Genomic DNA, 18,407 nt, shown 5'->3' with positions numbered 1-18,407 from the left:
GCTTGAAAGCTTAGCAGTCAGTTCATCAATCGGGCGTCTATGCTCCTGTGATCTTCCTGGACAGGAAAAAACGCATGCATCTGACGCGATCAAGCCAACTGCTCCTGCTGGGTGTGCTCGGCTTGAGTGGGTGCGTGCGCCTGGGGCCGGATTTTCAGTCTCCGAAGCCAGCATGGATTGACCGCTGGAGCTCCCCTGCCCTCGAGCAATCCAGCCAGCGCAGCCTGAATCCTGATTTGCGTCAGTGGTGGCAGGTCTTCGGTGACCCGGTGCTCGATCGTCTGATCGCCGAGGCGGACGCCCACAATTCGGATCTGAAGATCGCCGGCCTGCGAGTGATGGAAGCCCGAGCCCAATTGGGCATCGCTCAAAGCGGACGCTACCCGCAACTGCAGCAAGCCAGCGCCGACAGTCTGTATTTCAACCGCAGGCAATCCGGCGGAAACAATCCGCAGGACAGCCATTTCTGGCAACACAGCGTCGGTTTCGACATTGGCTGGGAGCTGGATTTCTGGGGGCGCTTCAGCCGAGCCATCGAGTCCGCCGATGCCGGTTACTTCGCCGCGCAGGCCAACTATGAAGACGTGCTCGTTCTGCTGCGGGCGCAAGTGGCGGACACCTACTTTTCATTGCGCACCACCGAAGCGCGTTTGCGTGTTGCGAGGGAAAACGCCAAACAGCAAAAGCGTAATTTCGAGATCACCGAAAAGCTGTTCAACAGCGGCCAGCAAGCCGAGCTCGACCTGCAACAAGCCAAGACTCAATACCTGGGCACCCTGAGCACCATTCCCAACTTCGAAGACCAGGTTCTGCGTACCCGTAATGCGCTGGCCGTGTTGATCGGCCAGCCACCCGGCTTGCTGCCGCAATTGCTCGAGAATCAAGGATTGATCCCGCTGGTGGACCGTGCGGTGCTGCAGGATGTGCCCGCCAATCTACTGCTACGTCGGCCTGATGTGCGCGCGGCCGAACTCAATGTCGCCGCCCAATCGGCTCTGATCGGGGTGGCCGAAACCGATTTCTACCCGTCGTTGACCTTGCTCGGCAGCATCGTCTGGTCAGCCGATACGCTGGACGGAACCTCCAGAAGCCTGGACTTCATCGGCGGGCCCAGTCTGCGCTGGAATCTGTTCGACCATGGCCAGATCAGCAACAACGTGCGTGTGCAGGATGCGCGATTGCAGCAGTTGATCGAAGCCTACCGCGACAAGGTTCGCCAGGCCGCGCGCGAGGCCGATGATGCTGCCAGCGGGTTGATCAAATCCCTGGAGCGAGAACGCATCCTGAGTCAGGCCGAAATCGCTGCCAAACGCTCGCTCGTGCTGGCCAGCGCGCAATATCGCGAAGGTTATTCGGACTTCCAGCGGGTGCTGGATGCGCAACGCGCTTTGCTGGAGCAACAGGACAATTACCTGGTCAGCCGCAGCAATGCCGTGAGCAATGTGATTGCCCTGTACAAAGCCTTGGGCGGTGGCTGGTACAGCACGCTGCCGAAAATCGATGCGGCGACCCGCCGGCAAATGGAGCAACGCACGGACTGGGGCGATCTGCTGGATGAGCCTTCAGCTGTGGAAGCCAAAAAGGTAAAAGACCATGAGTGAAGCCGCCCCGCCCTCCCCCAAAGAGCCCGAATCGCCAGCCAAGCCGTCCGCTGATCCGGCGAAAAAAGGCATCAAATGGGTGTTGCTGGTCATCGTCCTGAGCCTGGCATGGTACCTGTCGGCGGACCGGTTCACGCCTTACACCCAACAGGCTCGAGTGGGCGCCTTTGTCATTCCGGTGGCGGCGGAAGTGGCCGGTCGGGTCATTCATGTCAACGTGCGTAACAACCAGGACGTCAAGGCCGGAGACGTCCTGTTCGAGGTGGATCCCCAGCCATATCAAATCGCCGTCGACCGTGCACGCGCGGACCTCGAATCGACACGCCGACAAATCGGCGCCAGCACCGCCGGCATTGCCTCGGCACAAGCCAATTTGCGCGCCGCCCAGGCTAACGAAGTCAAGGCGCGCCAGGACAATCAGCGTCTTGAAGGGTTGTACCGTGATGACCCCGGAACCATTTCCGTGCGCCTGCTCGAAGTGTCGCGTGCCAACCATGAACAAGCCGTCAGCCAGGTCGCCGCCGCCCGGGCCGAAGTCCAGCGTGCCCGTGAACAAGAAGGTGGCAGCGAGGAAGATAACGCTCTGCTGCGCAGTGCCGCGACGGCGTTGTCGAAAGCCCAACTGGACCTGGCCAATACGCAGATTCGCGCGCGTTCGTCAGGCTTGATCACCGACCTGCGCACCGACGCCGGACAGTTCGCCGCCGTCGGCAGTCCGGTCATGACCCTGATCGCCATCCACGATGTATGGATCAGTGCCGACATGACTGAGAACAATCTCGGTCTGGTCAGGCTCGAAACGCCGGTGTCGATCATTCTGGATGCGCTGCCGGGCGAAGTGTTCGACGGCCGCGTGCGCAGCGTCGGCTACGGCGTCAGTGTCGGTCAGACACCGGCACCCGGTACGTTGCCCAGCGTGCAGAACAGCCGCGACTGGTTGCGTCCGGCCCAGCGTTTTCCAGTGATCATCGAGTTTTCCCAGGATTCCAAAGCGCGGCTACGCGACACTCGTGCGTTGCGTGCCGGCGGCCAGGCTGAAGTCATGGCCTTCCCTACTCAGGGCAATCCGTTGAACCCGCTCGGCCGTCTGTTTTTTGGCCTGATGAGCTGGCTGTCCTATGCCTACTAAACGCACGCCCCGGGTTCAACGCGCACTGCGTCTGGCCACGGGCACTGCGTTGTGTCTCGCAGCGAGCTTCGGTTTGGGCCTGCCGATTCCCTTTATCGCGCCGGTGCTTGCGTTGTTGCTCCTCGCCACCGTCAATCGCCCATTGCCCTTCAAGGCCGCAATTGTTCTGGCCATCGTTGCGATGTTGACCACCGGCCTCGGCCTGTTGTTGATTCCGATCCTGCGTTATTACCCGGTCAGTGGCGTACTGCTGATCGGCGTCAGTCTGTTCCTGGTTTTTCGTTTTGGATTGCGCGGCGGCAACAACCTGATCGTCACCTTCCTGGTGATCGGCCTGACCATGATCTCCTCGGCCGGTGTCGCCGAGTTCGACCTCGCGGCGATGGTTATTGGTGCCCTGGTCAAAGGATTGCTCCTCGCCGTTATGATGGTGACGGTGAGTCACTGGCTGTTTCCCGACCCGCCCAACGCGCCGTCGCCACCCGCTGCCCCGCTGTTACCGGCGGAAGAAGTCAACCGGGTTGCGGTGCGTGCAACCCTGATCGTGCTGCCGGCGTTTTTGCTGGCACTGATCGATCCGGCAAGCTACCTGCCGATCATTCTGAAGGCGGTGGGCCTGGGTCAGCAGAGTTCCACCACGGCCCGCAATGCCGGTCGCGAACTGGTCGGTTCGACCCTTCTGGCCGGTGTGCTGGCGGTGCTGTTCTGGAGTGCGCTCAGCCTGTTCGTACACCTATGGATGTTTTTTCTGTGGATGCTGCTGTTCGGTCTGATCCTGGCGCGCAAATTGTACGCCCTGAGCCCGACCCGCTTGAGCCCGGGGTTCTGGCTCAACAGCCTGATCACCATGATCATCCTGCTCGGTCAGTCGGTACAGGACAGCCTTGCGGGCAAGGACGTCTACACGGCATTTGCCGTGCGCATGGGTCTGTTCATCCTGGTGACGCTGTATGCCTGCCTGATGGTTTATCTGCTGGACCAGCGACCGCCAAGACGCGTTCAGGGATTAACCTGATACCCCTTTCCTTGCAGGCAACTGGTGTAAGCCGTCGAAGTGGTGGAAGCGGCGGTTTTCTCTTGCGCCCGGCGCTCCTGGCGTTGACGCGACGCACCCACTACCGCACCGGCGGCGGCCGTCTCTTTGGCCCGGTTCTGCCGATAATCCTGCTTCACATCGTCATCCACACGGTCATAAAACTCATCGTGTTGACGCCCGCGAACCTGAGCTCCAGCCGCCCCGGCAGCGGCACCGACTGCCGCTCCTTTCAGGCGGCCACCGGATGCTGGCGGCGTGGTTGAAGTCTGACTGGCGGCGATGTTGTGGCAGGCGTCGATGTCCAGTTGGGTTTGTTGCGAAGTCTGGCCCTTCATCGGGACCACCGTTTCGGCCCATGCCTGTGTGGCGGCAATCGACAGCGCGGCGCACAGACCAAGGGAAGACAAGCTGTTCATGATGACCTCCGAGGATTCCTCAGCCATCAAGAGTGTAGATCAGTCCCGCTCGCCCTCCTCCGACTTATGACTGACGGCCTGCACGCTTCAGCGTTTCACTCGGCAACTCTTTGAACAGTGCTCGATAGCTGCTGGAAAACCGCCCCAAATGCCAGAACGACCATTGCATCGCGACTTCGGCCACAGTGGTTTCCATCGGCGAGCGGCTGAGCAGTTCGCGGTGGGCGCTGTTGAGGCGGCGCAGGCGCAGCCAATGGGTCGGCGTCATGCCGGTGTACGCCTTGAACGCGTGCTGCAACTGACGCAGTGAAACCCCGGCGACCTGGGACAGTTCCAGCAAATTCAAGGTTTCTTCCGGGGAATCCGCCGCCCATTCGCCGATGCGTTTCATCACCGCCCGCTCTTCAGTGCGACGCTGCAAACCGCCGCGGTCCAGGCAAACACAAGCGTTGTCGAGGATGTACAGACAGTCTTCCAGTAACTGCTGGGTCAAGGCCTCTTTACTCGGCGGATCGAGGGTCTGCGCCAACCGGGTCAAGGTCCCGCTCAGCCAGCGACAGAACAGCGCGTTCTGCTCCGAATTCAGCGGCGCCATGAACAGCCCTTCGAGCCTGGCGACATTCAGCCCGTGGCGCTGAACGAATTCAGACCCGAACACCACGGCAATTTCCTGGTAGTTCTCCGGCGTGATCCAGATGTTGCGGCTTTCTTCATTCAACACATACAGCGCGTTGTCGCTGCGATCGAAACAGAACGCCAGCGAACCCTCGGGCGCGCTGAAATTCTGCTCGACCCGGGTGTTCATGTGTTCCTCGTAAATCTCTACGCCTTGCAGGTCGAGGTAACGCACCCGCCCGGCGAAATGCCCCGGCGACATTTGCTGGTAATGCTGGACCCAACCGGGTGTGGCGCGGATTTGCTCGGCGACATCGGCGGTGTTGAACGCTTGGACCTGTAATGGATTGCACGTTGTCATGGGTGACCTTACGCACTCGTTTGGTGCGTTTTGGCGCTGCTGAAAGTGGATAGATGGAACTTCAAGGCTCGCCCAAGATAGTCGTCAACGCGTCCCAGGGGAAGTGTGTGGCGGATGAAACCACCCTCCCCGGCGTTAATGAAACCAATAACGAGGTCTTTATGAATGCCCCTTTCGATCAGCTGTTCACGTGGCTGAAAGATCACAAGATTACCGAAGTCGAGTGTGTCGTCAGCGACCTGACCGGCATTGCACGCGGCAAGATTGCACCCACCAACAAGTTCCTGCATGAGCGAGGCATGCGCCTGCCGGAAAGTGTGCTTTTGCAAACGGTAACCGGGGACTTTGTCGACGACGACATCTACTACGACCTGCTCGACCCGGCCGACATCGACATGGTGTGCAAGCCGGTTTCTGATGCGGTCTACGTGATCCCGTGGGCCATCGAGCCTACCGCGATCGTGATCCACGACACCTTCGACAAATTCGGTAACCCGATCGAGCTGTCGCCGCGCAACGTGCTGAAAAAAGTCCTGCAGCTGTACACCGATAAAGGCTGGAAGCCGATTGTCGCGCCGGAAATGGAGTTCTACCTGACCCAGCGTTGCGAAGACCCGGACTTGCCGCTCAAGGCGCCGATGGGCCGTTCGGGCCGGGCGGAAAGTGGTCGTCAGTCGTTTTCCATCGACGCCGCCAACGAATTCGACCCGCTGTTTGAAGACGTCTATGACTGGTGCGAGTTGCAGGGCCTGGACCTCGACACGCTGATCCACGAAGACGGCCCGGCGCAGATGGAAATCAACTTCCGCCACGGCGACGCGCTGGACCTGGCCGACCAGATCACCGTGTTCAAACGCACCATGCGCGAGGCCGCGCTCAAGCACAACGTCGCGGCGACGTTCATGGCCAAGCCCATTGGCGACGAGCCGGGCAGCGCCATGCACATCCACCAGAGTGTGGTGGACATCGCCACCGGCAAGCCGATCTTCGCCAATGCCGACGGGCAAATGAGCGAGCTGTTCCTGCACTACATTGGCGGCCTGCAGAAATACATCCCCAAAGTGCTGCCGATGTTCGCGCCCAACGTGAACTCGTTCCGCCGCTTCCTGCCCGACACCTCCGCACCGGTGAACGTCGAGTGGGGCGAGGAAAACCGCACCGTGGGCCTGCGTGTGCCCACCTCCAGCCCTGAAGCGATGCGTGTGGAAAACCGTTTGCCGGGCGCGGATGCCAACCCGTATCTGGCCATCGCTGCCAGCCTGTTGTGTGGCTACCTCGGCATGGTCGAGCGCATCGAACCGAGCGCTGCGGTGCAGGGCCGGGCCTATGAGCGACGCAACCTGCGTTTGCCGATCACCATCGAAGATGCGCTGACGCAGATGGAAGAGTGCGAAACCATCGGCCGTTATCTGGGCGACAAGTTTGTCCGCGGTTATGTCGCGGTCAAGCGAGCGGAGCACGAGAACTTCAAGCGGGTGATCAGTTCCTGGGAGCGGGAGTTTTTGTTGCTGAGTGTCTAGCAACTCGCAGCCACATTTGATCGCACTCCCCCTGTAGGAGCCGGCTTGCTGGCGATAGCGGTGTGTCAGTTGTCATTAAAATTGATGACACGCCGCCATCGCCAGCAAGCCGGCTCCTACAGAAATCCGACAATTCCAAGAGGTGTCCATATGCGTCTATTGAAATCCGTGGTTCCGGTCGCGCTGGCCATGCTGTTCAGCGCCGTTGCACAGGCCCAGCCAACCGTCAGCGTCTACAACTGGACCGATTACATCGGCGAAACCACCCTCGCCGACTTCCAGGCGAAAACCGGGATCAAGGTGATCTACGACGTCTTCGATTCCAACGAAACCCTTGAGGGCAAACTGCTCGCTGGTCGTACCGGGTATGACGTGGTGGTGCCTTCCAACCACTTCCTCGCTCGCCAGGTGAAGGCCGGTGCGTTCCTCAAGCTCGATCGCGCGCAGTTGCCGAACTTCAAGAACCTCGACCCGAAATTGCTGGCGCTGCTGGAGAAGAACGACCCGGGCAACGAACACTCCGTGCCTTATCTGTGGGGCACCAACGGCATCGGTTACAACGTCGACAAGGTCAAACAGGTGCTGGGCATTGATCACATCGATTCCTGGGCCGTGCTGTTCGAGCCGGAAAACATCAAGAAGCTCAGTCAGTGCGGCGTGTCGATGATGGACTCGGCGGACGAAGTGTTCCCCGCCATCCTCAATTACATGGGCATGGACCCACGCAGCGAGAACCCGGAAGACTTCAAGAAAGCCGAAGCCAAGCTGTTAAGCATCCGTCCTTACATCACCTACTTCCACTCCTCCAAGTACGTGTCTGACCTGGCCAATGGCGACATTTGCGTGGCCTTCGGTTATTCGGGTGACGTGTTCCAGGCCGCCAACCGCGCCAAGGAAGCGAAGAACGGCGTGAACATCGCTTACGCGATCCCCAAGGAGGGCAGCAATTTGTGGTTCGACTTGCTGGCGATTCCCGCCGATGCCAGCAACCCGAAAGAAGCTCACGCCTTCATCAACTATCTGCTGGACCCGCAAGTCATCGCCAAGGTCAGCGCCTCGGTCGGTTACGCCAACCCGAACCCCGCCGCCAAGCAATACATGGACGCTGAACTGGTCAACAATCCCGAGGTTTACCCGCCGCAGGCGGTGCTCGACAAACTCTACATCTCGACCACCCCGCCCCAGGCGATCATGCGTCTGATGACCCGTTCGTGGAGCAAAGTGAAGTCCAACAAATGAACCAGTACAGCAACGAACATGCGCGCTCCTATTACGCCGCGTCGGCCAATGCGTTGGTGCCCTTCCCCGCGTTGACCGAAGACCTTGCGGCCGATGTCTGCGTGATCGGCGGCGGGTTTACCGGGGTCAACACCGCCATCGAACTGGCGCAGCGCGGGCTCTCGGTGATTCTGCTGGAGGCCCGGCGGATCGGCTGGGGTGCCAGCGGACGCAACGGTGGTCAATTGATTCGTGGCATCGGGCATGACGTCAGTGGTTTCACCCGACATGTCGGCCAAGAAGGTGTGCACTATCTGGAGCGCGCCGGGACCGAATCGGTGGAACTCGTGGGCAAGCGCATCCGTGAGCACAACATCGATTGCGACCTGCGTTGGGGTTTTTGTGAACTGGCGAACACCAAGGCGCAATTCACGGCGTTCAAGGCGGAGCAGGAAAGCCTTGCCGAGTCCGGCTATGCCCATGAAACCCGACTGGTCGGGCCAGAGCAGATTCGAGAGCAAGTGGTCAACTCGGGCGTGTATGCCGGTGGTCTGGTCGACATGGGCTCGGGGCATTTGCACCCGCTGAACCTGGTGCTGGGCGAAGCGCGGCTGGCGCAATCGCTTGGGGTGAAGATCTTCGAACAAAGCCCGGTACTGGAACTGATCCATGGCAGCACGGCGCAGGTTCGTTGTGCCGGCGGCACGGTGCGTGCCGGCAGCCTCGTGCTGGCGTGCAATGCGCATCTGGACGGGCTGGAACCGAAACTCAGCGGCAAGGTGCTTCCGGCGGGCAGCTACATTATCGCCACCGAACCATTGGCGCCGGAGGTTGCCGCACAATTGATCCCGCAGAACCTGGCGCTGTGCGACCAGAAAGTCGGCCTGGATTATTACCGGCTCTCGGCAGACCGGCGTTTGCTGTTCGGCGGCGCCTGTCATTATTCCGGACGCGATCCGGCGGACATCGCGGCCTACATGCGTCCGCAAATGCTCAAGGTCTTCCCGCAGTTGGCGGATGTGCGCATTGATTATCAATGGGGCGGCAAGATTGGCATCACGGCCAATCGTTTTCCGCAGGTCGGCCGCTTGCGCCAGCACCCGAACGTGTTTTATGCCCAGGGTTACTCCGGCCATGGGCTGAACGTGACCCACTGGTGCGCGAAACTGCTGGGCGAAGCGATTCATGCCGGACACAGCCAAGGCTTTGACGTGTTCAGCGCCGTGCCGCATATGACCTTTCCTGGCGGCCCGATGTTGCGTTCTCCGCTGTTGGCGCTCGGTATGTTCTGGTACCGGCTGCGTGAAGTGCTCGGCTGAAACACAAAACCTCTGTAGGAGCCGGCATGCTGGCGACGGCGGTGTGTCAGGCGTCATCAATGTTGATTGATACGCCGCCATCGCCAGCAAGCCGGCTCCTACAAAATTGTGTTGCGACTCAAATGACTGCCAGCCACCCCGGCCCTTCCTTTGCGGTTGACCCGCCTTTTAATTTGCTCATTTGCAAGGCACTTCTATATTGAGGAGGTGCTCTGACTTTCCTGTGTCCTGGCGAGTGCGGCCTATGGCTACGACTGACCAACTGATCATCTGCGAGCACTGCGACTGCGTGTATCAAAAAGTCACGCTCGCCAAACATCAGAAAACCCTGTGTACGCGCTGTGGCGGCGTGCTTCAGCGCTATAACGGCCTGTCAGTGGAACAGCGGCTGGCGCTGACTGTTACTGCATTGATGCTGTGGATTTTCGCCAATTTCTATCCGGTCATGAGCATCAGCCTCCAGGGCTTGAAAAACAGCGCAACGCTGTGGGATTCCGTCATGGCCCTGACCCTGGGCCCGATTACCTTCATCGCCCTGGTGGCGGCGATCTCCATGATCATCGCGCCGATTGTCCAGTTGTTGCTGCTGATCTGGGTCCTGAGCTTCGCCCTCGCTTCCCGTCGCAGCCCGGGTTTCAGATTCTGCATGCGCTGGCTGGAAACCCTGCGGCCCTGGAGCATGCTGGAAGTCTGCCTGCTGGGGGCGATGGTCGCGGTGATCAAGCTCGCCGGGTTACTCGACGTGCTGCCCGGCATCGGTCTGTTCGCCTTGGCCATTCTCAGCCTGATGATGATCCGCATTGCCGGACGCGATGTGCGTGAACTGTGGGATGTTTTATGACCACGCCTCCGGTCGCGAGCGAACTCAACCTGTGCCTTTGCCACAGCTGCGGCCTGGCCTGTGACATGACCGGCGAACCCCACGAATGCGAGCGTTGCGGTGCACCGCTGCATCGGCGCAAAGCCAACGCGCTGACCCGCACCTGGGCCTACCTGCTCACGTCCCTGGTGTTTTACATCCCGGCCAATGTGTTGCCGGTGATGAACACCAAAATGGTCGGCAACGGCGCCGACAGCACAATCATGGGCGGTGTACTGGACTTCTGGCAGCACGGCGCCTGGGACATTGCTCTGATCATTTTCATCGCCAGCATCGCGGTGCCAGGCATCAAGTTCGTCGCCCTGACGTTACTGCTGGTGACCGTTCAGCGCGACAGTGATTGGGCGCGCAAGGAGCGCTCGAAAATGTACCGCTTTGTCGAGCTCATCGGTTATTGGTCGATGCTCGACGTGATCGTCGTGGCCCTGGTGGCTTCACTGGTGAAATTTCAAGCCCTGGCCGATATCGAACCGCGCGCGGGCATTCTGTTCTTTGGTCTGGTTGTGGTGTTCACCATGCTCTCGGCGATGAGTTTCGACCCGCGTCTGATCTGGGACCAGCACCATTCGAAAAACGAGGAGGTCATGGATGAAGTCGCAAGCCACTGACGGGCCGCAAGCCCCCGGGCAGGCCCCGATCAAGACCCGCCGTTTCAGCGTTTCATTGGTCTGGATCGTGCCGATTGTTGCGGTGCTGGTGGGTATTTCGCTGGTGGTGCACAGCATCCTGCAGGAAGGACCGACCATCACCGTGACCTTCAAGACCGGCAGCGGCCTGACGGCCAACAAGACCGAGGTCAAATACCGCAACGTGGTGATCGGGCATGTGTCCGATGTCGAACTGAGCAACGACCAGAAGAGCGTCAACGCCACCATCAAGCTGGCCAAGCAGGCAGAGAGCTTCACCCGTGAAGATTCGCAATTCTGGGTCGTGCGACCGCGTATCGGAGCCGGCGGCGTATCGGGCATCGATACCCTGTTTTCCGGGGACTACATCGGTGCCGATATCGGCCAGTCCAATGCCCGATCGAAGAACTTCACCGGGTTGGAGAATCCACCGCCCATCACCTATGGCGAGCCCGGCAAGCGCTTCACGCTGCACACCGAGGATCTGGGTTCGCTGGACATCGGCTCTCCCGTTTACTACCGCAAGATTCCCGTCGGCCAGGTCGTCGCGTATGCCCTGAATGCCGACGGCAAAGGGGTGAACATCGAAGTCTTCATTCACTCACCCAACGATGCCTACGTCACCGAAAACACCCGGTTCTGGAACGCCAGCGGTATCGATGTGAATGTCGGCGCCAACGGCTTTGCAGTGAAGACCGAGTCGCTGTCCTCGCTATTGGTGGGCGGCATCGCCTTCCGCGCCCCGGAATACAGCCCCAACGACAAACCAGCCATCGAGGATAAAGCTTTCGACCTGTTCGAAGACCAGCAAACCGCCCTCGCCCCGCCCAACGGCAAGGCGCAATACCTGAGTTTGCGTTTCGATCAGGCCTTGCGCGGGCTCAAGGTCGGTGCGCCGGTGGAATTCCTTGGCATCGAGTTCGGCAGAGTGGTATCGGTCAATCTGGACTTCGATGCAAAAAAACGCAGTTTCCCGGTCAACGTCGGCATCGTGATCTATCCGCAACGGCTTGGTCAGGCGCACGTCAAGATGCTTGAGGCCTTGAAGCATGACCCCAATGACGAAGTGGCCGGCGTTCGTCTGATGGGAACGTTCATTGAGAATGGTCTGCGCGCTCAGGCCCGCAGCGGCAACCTGTTGACCGGCCAACTGTACATCTCGCTCGATTTCTACCCGAAAGCCGAGAAGGTCGTGTTCGACCCGTCCGCCCGCCCCGTCACCATTCCGACCATTCCTGGCAGCCTCGAACAGTTGCAGGAAAAACTCGAAGGCATGGTCAACAAGATCAATCAACTGCCTATCGAGCGCATTGCCGGCAACCTCGACAGCAACCTCGTCGAGTTGCGTAAAGGCCTCGCGCAATTCAACGCCAAGACGCTGCCTGGCGTACAAACCACCCTGGCGGATGTCAGCAAGACCTTGCAATCGGCCAGTTCGACCCTCGCCGAAGACTCGCCGCAACGCGAGCAATTGACCCAGACCCTGGACGAACTCGGGCGCATGTCGCGCTCCTTGCGTGAGCTCTCGGATTATCTAGGCCGGCATCCGGAGTCGCTGATTCGCGGTCGCCCCGACAACGCCGCACCAATGGACTTGAAGGCGCCACCGCGCAACTGACCACAGGAGCAACACCCATGGTTTCTTCGCTGAAGATAACGTTGGTCACTGCGCTATTGCTGCTCGCCGCATGCCGCAGTGAGCCGATTCAGTTCCATACCCTGACGCCAGCGCAATTGAGCGGAACGGCGCGCGCCAATGGCGGGGAAATCCTGATCGAAGGCCTCAGCGTGCCGCCTCAGGTTGATCGTCCGCAGATCGTCATTCGTCAGGGCAACGCGGGCCTGGCGATTCTGGAGACCGAATGGTGGGCCGCGAGCCTGGTGGATGAGTTGCGCAGCGCCTTGGTCGATCAACTGGCCAACAGCAATCCCCAGCGCAAAGTGTCGGTGCGCGTGGAGGTTCAGCGTTTTGATTCGGTTCCTGGTCAATACGCGCTGATGGACGTCAAATGGCGCCTGCGCAGCCCCGGTGAAAGCGACACCACGCTGGTCAGCTGCCGAAGTACATTGCAAACACCTTCAGGACCCTCCATCGACGATTTGGTCATTGCCCAGCAGAACAACGTCAAACGCCTGGCCGCGTTGATCAGCCAGGCAGCAGCCTCTGCGCAGCGAGGCTGTCCTTCGGCCAACTGACAGGCGTCTGCCGGGGATACCTATCGCCCGGTGTAGTTTTCCCTCGATGGTAAAGCACGTAGGATGCCGGCCAACCACCGAGGCTGACCGATGTTCCATTCAGGCACTTTTCAGGGTTCCAGCGTCAGAATCCTGATTTATCTTCTGTTCACGATCCAGCTCATCTCCATGGGGGCGATGGAAATGAGTGGCCCGTTCTGGCCCGTTTACCTGCGTGGGCTGACCACGTCAGATTCGCTGTTCGGTTTCGCCAGCATCGCCGTGTACGTCGGCCCAATGCTGGGAATCATGCTGACCAGCGCCTTCTGGGGCCGAATCGGCGACCGTTATGGCCACAAGTTGATGATGATTCGTGCCTTGGCCGGTCTGTCGTTGACTCAGCTGGGGTTGGCGCTGTGCAGTGATATCTGGGTGATTCTGCTGCTGCGCTTCTTACAAGGCGCCTTTGCCGGGTACATCGCGCCGGCCCAGGCTTACGGGGTGAGTATCGAGGCGCCCTCACGGCGTGCACGGCTGTTTGCGATCCTTCAAATCTCCACCAACGTTGGCTCGTTGCTCGGCGCAGTGGTCGGTGGTCTGATTCTCGATTACGCGACCTTCTTCTGGATCAATCTCATCGCCTCGGCGCTCTGTGCGGTGTGCACCGTGGTCGCGGCCGTGACGTTGCCGGATGTGCCACCCGTGAAAAAAACGCCGGTGACGGACACGGCACCGCAGGCGGGACGGGCACGTGGCGTGTGGCAGGGTTCACCGCTGATGTCATTGCTGGGTGTGATGGGTATTCTGCTGTTGGCGCGGATGCTGCCGCAGACTTCGTTTTCGTTGTACGTCAGCTTGGTGTTCGAGGTCGGTAACTCGGTCACAGGCCTGTGTTATGGCTTGCTGGCACTGGGCTTCATTCTTTCGGCAACACGCTGGGCACGCTATTTCGAACACCGGACTCAACAGCAGACCCTGCAGCGAATGTCCTGGATTGTCATTGGCTGCATTGGCCTGACCGCCGTCGCCGGCATGACCCGAAGCCCAACCGTATTTGTCGTGGCCTACTTCCTGTGGGGTGTGCTGCTGGGTGCCACGACACCGGTGCTGATGGCGCTGATTTCCAAAACAGTCGACAGTTCACAGCAGGGTTACGTGCTGGGAGTGGCTCAGAGCACCGCGCAACTGGCCTCCATCGCAGGTATTTCCCTAGGCGGTCTGCTCAGTCAGGTCTACGGCCTGCAATACACCTATCTGATCGTTTGCCTCGCCTACACAATGGCCTTGGTGCTCATCGTCGCCCTGCGCTATCGATCGGTGCTTGTGCAACCGGACGAAGCGCCACGCTGCGACTGATCAGCCTCCCCCTTGCGTCGCAGGTTGCAGTCACTTAGGATTGGGAATACTTCTCAATCGCTAAAAGTTATCATCCATGAGCGATACGCTGCCCGCGACTCATAACAATCATCTGCGCGCGATCGAGGCCCTTTATACCGGCCATCACGGCTGGTTGTACGCAACCCTGCGCAAGAAACTGGGCAACGCCATGGATGCGGCGGACCTGGCGCAGGACACTTTCACACGCATACTGGCCTCCAGAGTCGCAGTCATTGAACAGCCCCGGGCCTACCTCAGTTGTGTGGCCAAAGGCATTCTGGTCAATTGGTACCAGCGCAAGGCGCTTGAACGCGCCTACCTGGATGCCCTGGCGCGATTGCCTGCCCCTGAAGTGCCCTCGCCCGAATTGCGTTTCATCGTGCTGGAAACCCTGCATGAGATCGACGCGATGCTCGACGCCCTGCCACCGCTGGTCAAACGCGCGTTCCTGCTGTCGCAGATCAGCGGGCTCAAATACGATGACATCGCCACGCAACTGGACGTGTCGCTGATCACCGTCAAGCGCTACATGAAACAGGCCTTCGTTCAATGCCTGATGCTGGTGGAATGAATGTCGACGTACGCCACTCACGCACAGATTGATCCGACAGTGCTCGACGAAGCGGCCGAGTGGCTGATGCGTATCAGCGAAGGCGACCTTGACGATGCCGAGCGCGCCGAGTGGGAATGCTGGCGCGTCAGCAGCCCCGAGCGCAGTCGCGCCTGGGGGCGGGCGCAACTTCTGCAAAGCAAGCTGGGTGGTCTGCCCCCTTCATTGGCGATGTCGGCGCTGGATCGCCCAAGCAATCCCGAACGCCGTATGGCCCTGGGTAAACTGGCGATGATTCTGGCCGTGTTGCCCGCCGGTTGGGGCAGTTGGAAGCTGGTTGAGTCGCAGCAATGGTCGGCCGACTACCGGACTGCGGTGGGCCTGCAACGCGAGTTGACACTGGCCGACGGCTCGCGCATTACACTCAACACCGACTCAGCGATCGATGTGCTGTTCGACGCCCGTCAACGGCTGATCAATTTGCGTGAAGGTGAAATCCTGGTGCAGACCGCACCGGATGTCGCCCCCCAGTCCCGACCGTTTCTAGTGACCACACGCCAGGGGCGAATGCAGGCATTGGGCACGCGGTTTACGGTGCGGGAACTGCAAACCCGCACTCAGCTCGCGGTGCTGGACGGCGCTGTCAGGGTTGAACTGCCCAGTAACGACGGCTTATCGCCCTTGATCGTCAATGCCGGGCAGCGCACCGACTTTTCGTCACAGGCCTTCGGCCAGCTAAACCCGGTGGATCGCTCCGTCAATGCATGGACCCAAGGCATGCTGATGGCCGACAACATGCGTCTGGCCGACTTCATCGCGGAACTGGCGCGTTACCGCAAAGGCTTCGTGCGCTGTGATCCGGCCATTGCCGCTCTGCGCATATCCGGCGCGTTCCCCATCAGCGATACCCAACGCACCTTGAACATGCTGGTGCAAACCTACCCGGTGATTGCTACCGGCCACTTGAGCGGCTATTGGGTGACGCTCTCCCCCGCCTGAACCTCGCGCAAAAAAAAATGGCTGAGCGCGTGATACTTTTTTTGATCTCGACTGGCAACGAAAGGAAGAACTTCTCAACCTCGTCGAAAGGGTCATCATTCCATGTTCGTTGCCCGACCTCTGCATTCGGATCGCTCACTCAAGCTGGCTATCCGCAGCGCGCTGCTAAGCCTTGCCCTGTCCGGTGTCGCCAGCCCCTTTGCCATCGCCGCGCCAGCTCCGCTGGATGCCACCGTAACCCGCGCCTACAGCATCGCCCCCGGTCCATTGGGTGCAATATTGTCGAAATTCGCGGTGGACGCGGGCATTGCATTGTCATTCCAACCATCGATGACCGAGGGCTTGATGAGCCCAGGCCTTTCCGGTACTTACTCGACCCAGGAAGCGATCAGCCGACTGTTGTCCGGCAGTGGTCTGGAAATGGTGCCGCGTAGCGACGGCAGCTACACCCTGGCGCCTATCCCGGCCAACAGCGAGGCTGACTTGACCCTTGCCGAAACCACGGTCAACGGCACCGACGGTCGTCAGGGCAGCTTGCCGCCAGCCTACCTGGGAGGTCAGGTCGCCCGGGGCGGGCGTCTCGGCATGCTGGGCAACAAGGACGTGATGGACGCACCGTTCAGCGTCAGCAACTACACCTCGACGTTGATGAAAGATCAGCAGGCCGTGACGGTGGCCGACGTTCTGGAGCGCGACTCTTCGGTACGCTCCACTGGCCAGACTGGTGGCATTGTCGATTCCTTCTTTATTCGCGGTTTCCCGGTGGGCGAAGGCAACCTCGGCGAACTGGCTTTCGACGGAGTCTACGGCGTTGCGCCCAACTACCGGGTATTCACCGAGTACGCCGAGCGCATCGAAGTGATCAAGGGTCCTGGCGCCTTGCTCTACGGCATGTCACCCAACAGCGGCGTTGGTGGCGTGATCAACGTAGTCCCCAAGCGTTCCCTCGACGAGGACCTGACCCGGTTTACTGCCAGTTACGCCATGGATTCGCAGATCGGGGGCCACCTCGATGTCAGCCGGCGATTCGGCGAAGAACGCCGTTTCGGTGTGCGCGTCAACGGCAGCACCCAGCAAGGCGACACAGCCATCGACGATCAATCCCGGGACGTCGATATCGGCGCCATCTCCCTGGACTATCAGGGTGATCGCCTGCGAACCACCCTGGACCTGATCAGCCAGAAAGAACAATTCGACGCTGCATCCCGTCCGTTCCTCATTGCCTCAGGCGTAGAGACTCCCTCCGCTGCCAACGGTCGCACCAACGTAAGCCAGGACTGGGGCTGGGCCGAAACCCATGATAAATCGGCCCTGCTCGGTGCCGAGTACGACCTCAACGACGCATTGACCGTGTTCGCCCACGCGGGTGGCGGGCAATCGGATGTGAAGCGGATGTCTGATCAGACCCCGACCATTCTCAACAGCGCAGGCAACACCTCTTCAATCCCGGGTTACTACAAATTCGAAGTCGAGCGCTACACCGTCGACGCCGGCGCCCGCCTGCGCTTCGACACCGGTCCGATCAGCCACAGCACCACGTTGCAGGTCACCCGTTACCGCGATGAACTGAAGCGCGGCATCATCTCCGGCCCGGCCGTACTGTCGAATATGTACCACCCGATCGATCGTCCGAAACCCTCCATCGCCGAACCGGATGCACTCAAAGTCTCCGAGACCGAGCTGTCGGGCGTGGCGTTGGCCGACACCCTTTCGGTACTGGATGAACGCTTGCAGGTCACTGTCGGCCTGCGCAAGCAGAACATCGAATCCGATAACTTCAATGCAGCCGGCGTCGTCACTACGTCCTACGACGAAAGCGAAACCACGCCGCTGTTCGGGGTGGTGGTCAAACCCTGGGACCATGTGTCGCTCTACTACAACTACATCGAGGGCTTGAGCAAGGGTGACATCGCGCCGGCCACTGCGTCGAACTCCGGCGAGATCTTCGCACCGTACATTTCCCGACAGCAGGAAGTCGGGGTCAAGGTCGACTACGGCACCTTCACCTCCACGCTCAGCCTGTTCCAGATCAAGAAACCCAGCGGCGAACTGGTCTCCGGTGTGTTCTCGGTACAAGGTGAGCAACGCAACCGGGGCGTAGAGTTGAACGTTTTTGGCGAGATCGCCCAAGGCACTCGCCTGCTCGGTGGCGTCACCGTCCTCGACGCGGAACTGACCAAGACCGGTACCGCAGCCAATCGCGGCAACAAGCCAGTGGGCGTGCCTGAAGTCCAGGCCAATCTCTGGGCCGAGTGGGATACGCCGTGGATCGAAGGTTTGACGCTGACCAGCGGTGCGATCTACACCGGTAGCCAATACGTCAACCAGGCCAACACCCAGGAGCTCGACCCTTGGACCCGTTTCGATGTCGGTGCACGTTACGCCACGCGCATCGCGGAGCGTCCGACCACCTTTCGCGCCACGGTGCAGAACGTTTTCGACCGCGAGTACTGGTCCGGTGTCGCGTCCTATGGCGCCTTCTCACAGGGTTCGCCGCGCACCTTGCAACTGTCGGCCACCATCGACTTCTGAAACGTTCAGCCCCGGGCAACGGTCTTGGCCGTTGCCCGATCAGGCCACCTGCA

At 60.2% G+C, this 18,407-nt stretch carries 16 protein-coding genes; 14 read left to right on the top strand and 2 right to left on the bottom strand.

Features of this window, described 5'->3' with window-relative positions:
* Positions 1 to 74: 74 nt before the first annotated feature.
* Genes FBY04_RS14710 through FBY04_RS14700 form a run of 3 tightly spaced genes read left to right on the top strand, consistent with a single transcriptional unit; the run spans position 75 to position 3,745 of the window.
* Positions 75 to 1,601, top strand: coding sequence for an efflux transporter outer membrane subunit (locus tag FBY04_RS14710; RefSeq protein WP_145315652.1), 1,527 nt, complete (start codon positions 75 to 77; stop codon positions 1,599 to 1,601).
* A complete protein-coding gene (locus FBY04_RS14705; RefSeq protein WP_145315651.1) occupies positions 1,594 to 2,730 on the top strand; it encodes an HlyD family secretion protein in 1,137 nt (378 codons plus the stop codon). Before FBY04_RS14710 ends, FBY04_RS14705 begins: the two co-directional genes overlap by 8 nt.
* Positions 2,720 to 3,745 carry a DUF2955 domain-containing protein gene (locus tag FBY04_RS14700; RefSeq protein WP_145315650.1) on the top strand — a complete coding sequence of 342 codons (1,026 nt, stop codon included), beginning with the start codon at positions 2,720 to 2,722 and terminating at the stop codon, positions 3,743 to 3,745. Before FBY04_RS14705 ends, FBY04_RS14700 begins: the two co-directional genes overlap by 11 nt.
* On the opposite strand, the gene FBY04_RS14695 is transcribed toward FBY04_RS14700, so the two are convergent.
* Positions 3,730 to 4,182 carry a YMGG-like glycine zipper-containing protein gene (locus tag FBY04_RS14695; RefSeq protein ID WP_084322935.1) on the bottom strand — a complete coding sequence of 151 codons (453 nt, stop codon included), beginning with the start codon at positions 4,180 to 4,182 and terminating at the stop codon, positions 3,730 to 3,732. The genes FBY04_RS14700 and FBY04_RS14695 overlap by 16 nt on opposite strands.
* A gap of 64 nt (positions 4,183 to 4,246) precedes the next feature.
* The gene (locus FBY04_RS14690; RefSeq protein ID WP_145315649.1) at positions 4,247 to 5,158 is read right to left on the bottom strand and encodes a helix-turn-helix domain-containing protein; all 912 of its coding nucleotides are present in this window, start codon (positions 5,156 to 5,158) and stop codon (positions 4,247 to 4,249) included.
* 161 nt (positions 5,159 to 5,319) lie between these two features.
* On the opposite strand from FBY04_RS14690, the gene FBY04_RS14685 reads away from it, so the two are divergent.
* The 11 genes from FBY04_RS14685 (at position 5,320) to FBY04_RS14635 (ending at position 18,354) form a co-directional block, all read left to right on the top strand.
* Positions 5,320 to 6,678: a glutamine synthetase family protein gene (locus tag FBY04_RS14685; RefSeq protein WP_084322910.1), complete on the top strand. Its 1,359-nt coding sequence runs from the start codon at positions 5,320 to 5,322 to the stop codon at positions 6,676 to 6,678.
* Positions 6,679 to 6,828: 150 nt separating this feature from the next.
* Positions 6,829 to 7,917 (top strand): polyamine ABC transporter substrate-binding protein, encoded by a 1,089-nt coding sequence (locus FBY04_RS14680; RefSeq protein ID WP_145315648.1) that lies wholly within the window; start codon positions 6,829 to 6,831, stop codon positions 7,915 to 7,917.
* Positions 7,914 to 9,215 carry an FAD-binding oxidoreductase gene (locus FBY04_RS14675; RefSeq protein ID WP_145315647.1) on the top strand — a complete coding sequence of 434 codons (1,302 nt, stop codon included), beginning with the start codon at positions 7,914 to 7,916 and terminating at the stop codon, positions 9,213 to 9,215. The genes FBY04_RS14680 and FBY04_RS14675 overlap by 4 nt, the downstream gene beginning before the upstream one ends.
* Positions 9,216 to 9,459: 244 nt before the next feature.
* Positions 9,460 to 10,056, top strand: coding sequence for a paraquat-inducible protein A (locus FBY04_RS14670; RefSeq protein ID WP_084322913.1), 597 nt, complete (start codon positions 9,460 to 9,462; stop codon positions 10,054 to 10,056).
* Entirely contained in the window at positions 10,053 to 10,703 is a 651-nt protein-coding gene (locus tag FBY04_RS14665) for a paraquat-inducible protein A (protein ID WP_084322914.1), read from the top strand. The genes FBY04_RS14670 and FBY04_RS14665 overlap by 4 nt, the downstream gene beginning before the upstream one ends.
* Positions 10,684 to 12,339, top strand: a complete 1,656-nt coding sequence (locus tag FBY04_RS14660; RefSeq protein WP_084322915.1) for an intermembrane transport protein PqiB — start codon at positions 10,684 to 10,686, stop codon at positions 12,337 to 12,339. Before FBY04_RS14665 ends, FBY04_RS14660 begins: the two co-directional genes overlap by 20 nt.
* Before the next feature lie 17 nt (positions 12,340 to 12,356).
* The gene (locus tag FBY04_RS14655; RefSeq protein WP_145315646.1) at positions 12,357 to 12,917 is read left to right on the top strand and encodes a membrane integrity-associated transporter subunit PqiC; all 561 of its coding nucleotides are present in this window, start codon (positions 12,357 to 12,359) and stop codon (positions 12,915 to 12,917) included.
* 90 nt (positions 12,918 to 13,007) lie between these two features.
* The gene (locus FBY04_RS14650) at positions 13,008 to 14,252 is read left to right on the top strand and encodes an MFS transporter (RefSeq protein WP_145315645.1); all 1,245 of its coding nucleotides are present in this window, start codon (positions 13,008 to 13,010) and stop codon (positions 14,250 to 14,252) included.
* A 76-nt stretch (positions 14,253 to 14,328) separates the two neighbouring features.
* Complete coding sequence (locus FBY04_RS14645; RefSeq protein WP_145315644.1) at positions 14,329 to 14,844, top strand: sigma-70 family RNA polymerase sigma factor; 516 nt, start codon at positions 14,329 to 14,331, stop codon at positions 14,842 to 14,844.
* Positions 14,845 to 15,822, top strand: a complete 978-nt coding sequence (locus tag FBY04_RS14640; protein WP_145315643.1) for a FecR domain-containing protein — start codon at positions 14,845 to 14,847, stop codon at positions 15,820 to 15,822. It abuts the gene before it with no gap.
* Positions 15,823 to 15,924: 102 nt separating this feature from the next.
* On the top strand, positions 15,925 to 18,354 hold the full coding sequence (locus FBY04_RS14635) for a TonB-dependent receptor (protein WP_145315642.1): 2,430 nt from the start codon (positions 15,925 to 15,927) through the stop codon (positions 18,352 to 18,354).
* The last annotated feature ends 53 nt before the right edge of the window (positions 18,355 to 18,407 follow it).

Origin of the sequence: Pseudomonas sp. SJZ080 (assembly GCF_007828295.1) — a bacterium.
GTDB classification, from domain to species: Bacteria; Pseudomonadota; Gammaproteobacteria; order Pseudomonadales; family Pseudomonadaceae; genus Aquipseudomonas; species Aquipseudomonas migulae_A.
This window is presented reverse-complemented; position numbering and strand designations above follow the sequence as displayed.

Excerpts from the sequence above, each read along its gene's own strand:
- FBY04_RS14710 (WP_145315652.1), top strand. The coding sequence starts at position 75 with ATGCATCTGACGCGATCAAGCCAACTGCTCCTGCTGGGTGTGCTCGGC.
- FBY04_RS14705 (WP_145315651.1), top strand. The coding sequence starts at position 1,594 with ATGAGTGAAGCCGCCCCGCCCTCCCCCAAAGAGCCCGAATCGCCAGCC.
- FBY04_RS14700 (WP_145315650.1), top strand. The coding sequence starts at position 2,720 with ATGCCTACTAAACGCACGCCCCGGGTTCAACGCGCACTGCGTCTGGCC.
- FBY04_RS14695 (WP_084322935.1), bottom strand. The coding sequence starts at position 4,182 with ATGAACAGCTTGTCTTCCCTTGGTCTGTGCGCCGCGCTGTCGATTGCC.
- FBY04_RS14690 (WP_145315649.1), bottom strand. The coding sequence starts at position 5,158 with ATGACAACGTGCAATCCATTACAGGTCCAAGCGTTCAACACCGCCGAT.
- FBY04_RS14685 (WP_084322910.1), top strand. The coding sequence starts at position 5,320 with ATGAATGCCCCTTTCGATCAGCTGTTCACGTGGCTGAAAGATCACAAG.
- FBY04_RS14680 (WP_145315648.1), top strand. The coding sequence starts at position 6,829 with ATGCGTCTATTGAAATCCGTGGTTCCGGTCGCGCTGGCCATGCTGTTC.
- FBY04_RS14675 (WP_145315647.1), top strand. The coding sequence starts at position 7,914 with ATGAACCAGTACAGCAACGAACATGCGCGCTCCTATTACGCCGCGTCG.
- FBY04_RS14670 (WP_084322913.1), top strand. The coding sequence starts at position 9,460 with ATGGCTACGACTGACCAACTGATCATCTGCGAGCACTGCGACTGCGTG.
- FBY04_RS14665 (WP_084322914.1), top strand. The coding sequence starts at position 10,053 with ATGACCACGCCTCCGGTCGCGAGCGAACTCAACCTGTGCCTTTGCCAC.
- FBY04_RS14660 (WP_084322915.1), top strand. The coding sequence starts at position 10,684 with ATGAAGTCGCAAGCCACTGACGGGCCGCAAGCCCCCGGGCAGGCCCCG.
- FBY04_RS14655 (WP_145315646.1), top strand. The coding sequence starts at position 12,357 with ATGGTTTCTTCGCTGAAGATAACGTTGGTCACTGCGCTATTGCTGCTC.
- FBY04_RS14650 (WP_145315645.1), top strand. The coding sequence starts at position 13,008 with ATGTTCCATTCAGGCACTTTTCAGGGTTCCAGCGTCAGAATCCTGATT.
- FBY04_RS14645 (WP_145315644.1), top strand. The coding sequence starts at position 14,329 with ATGAGCGATACGCTGCCCGCGACTCATAACAATCATCTGCGCGCGATC.
- FBY04_RS14640 (WP_145315643.1), top strand. The coding sequence starts at position 14,845 with ATGTCGACGTACGCCACTCACGCACAGATTGATCCGACAGTGCTCGAC.
- FBY04_RS14635 (WP_145315642.1), top strand. The coding sequence starts at position 15,925 with ATGTTCGTTGCCCGACCTCTGCATTCGGATCGCTCACTCAAGCTGGCT.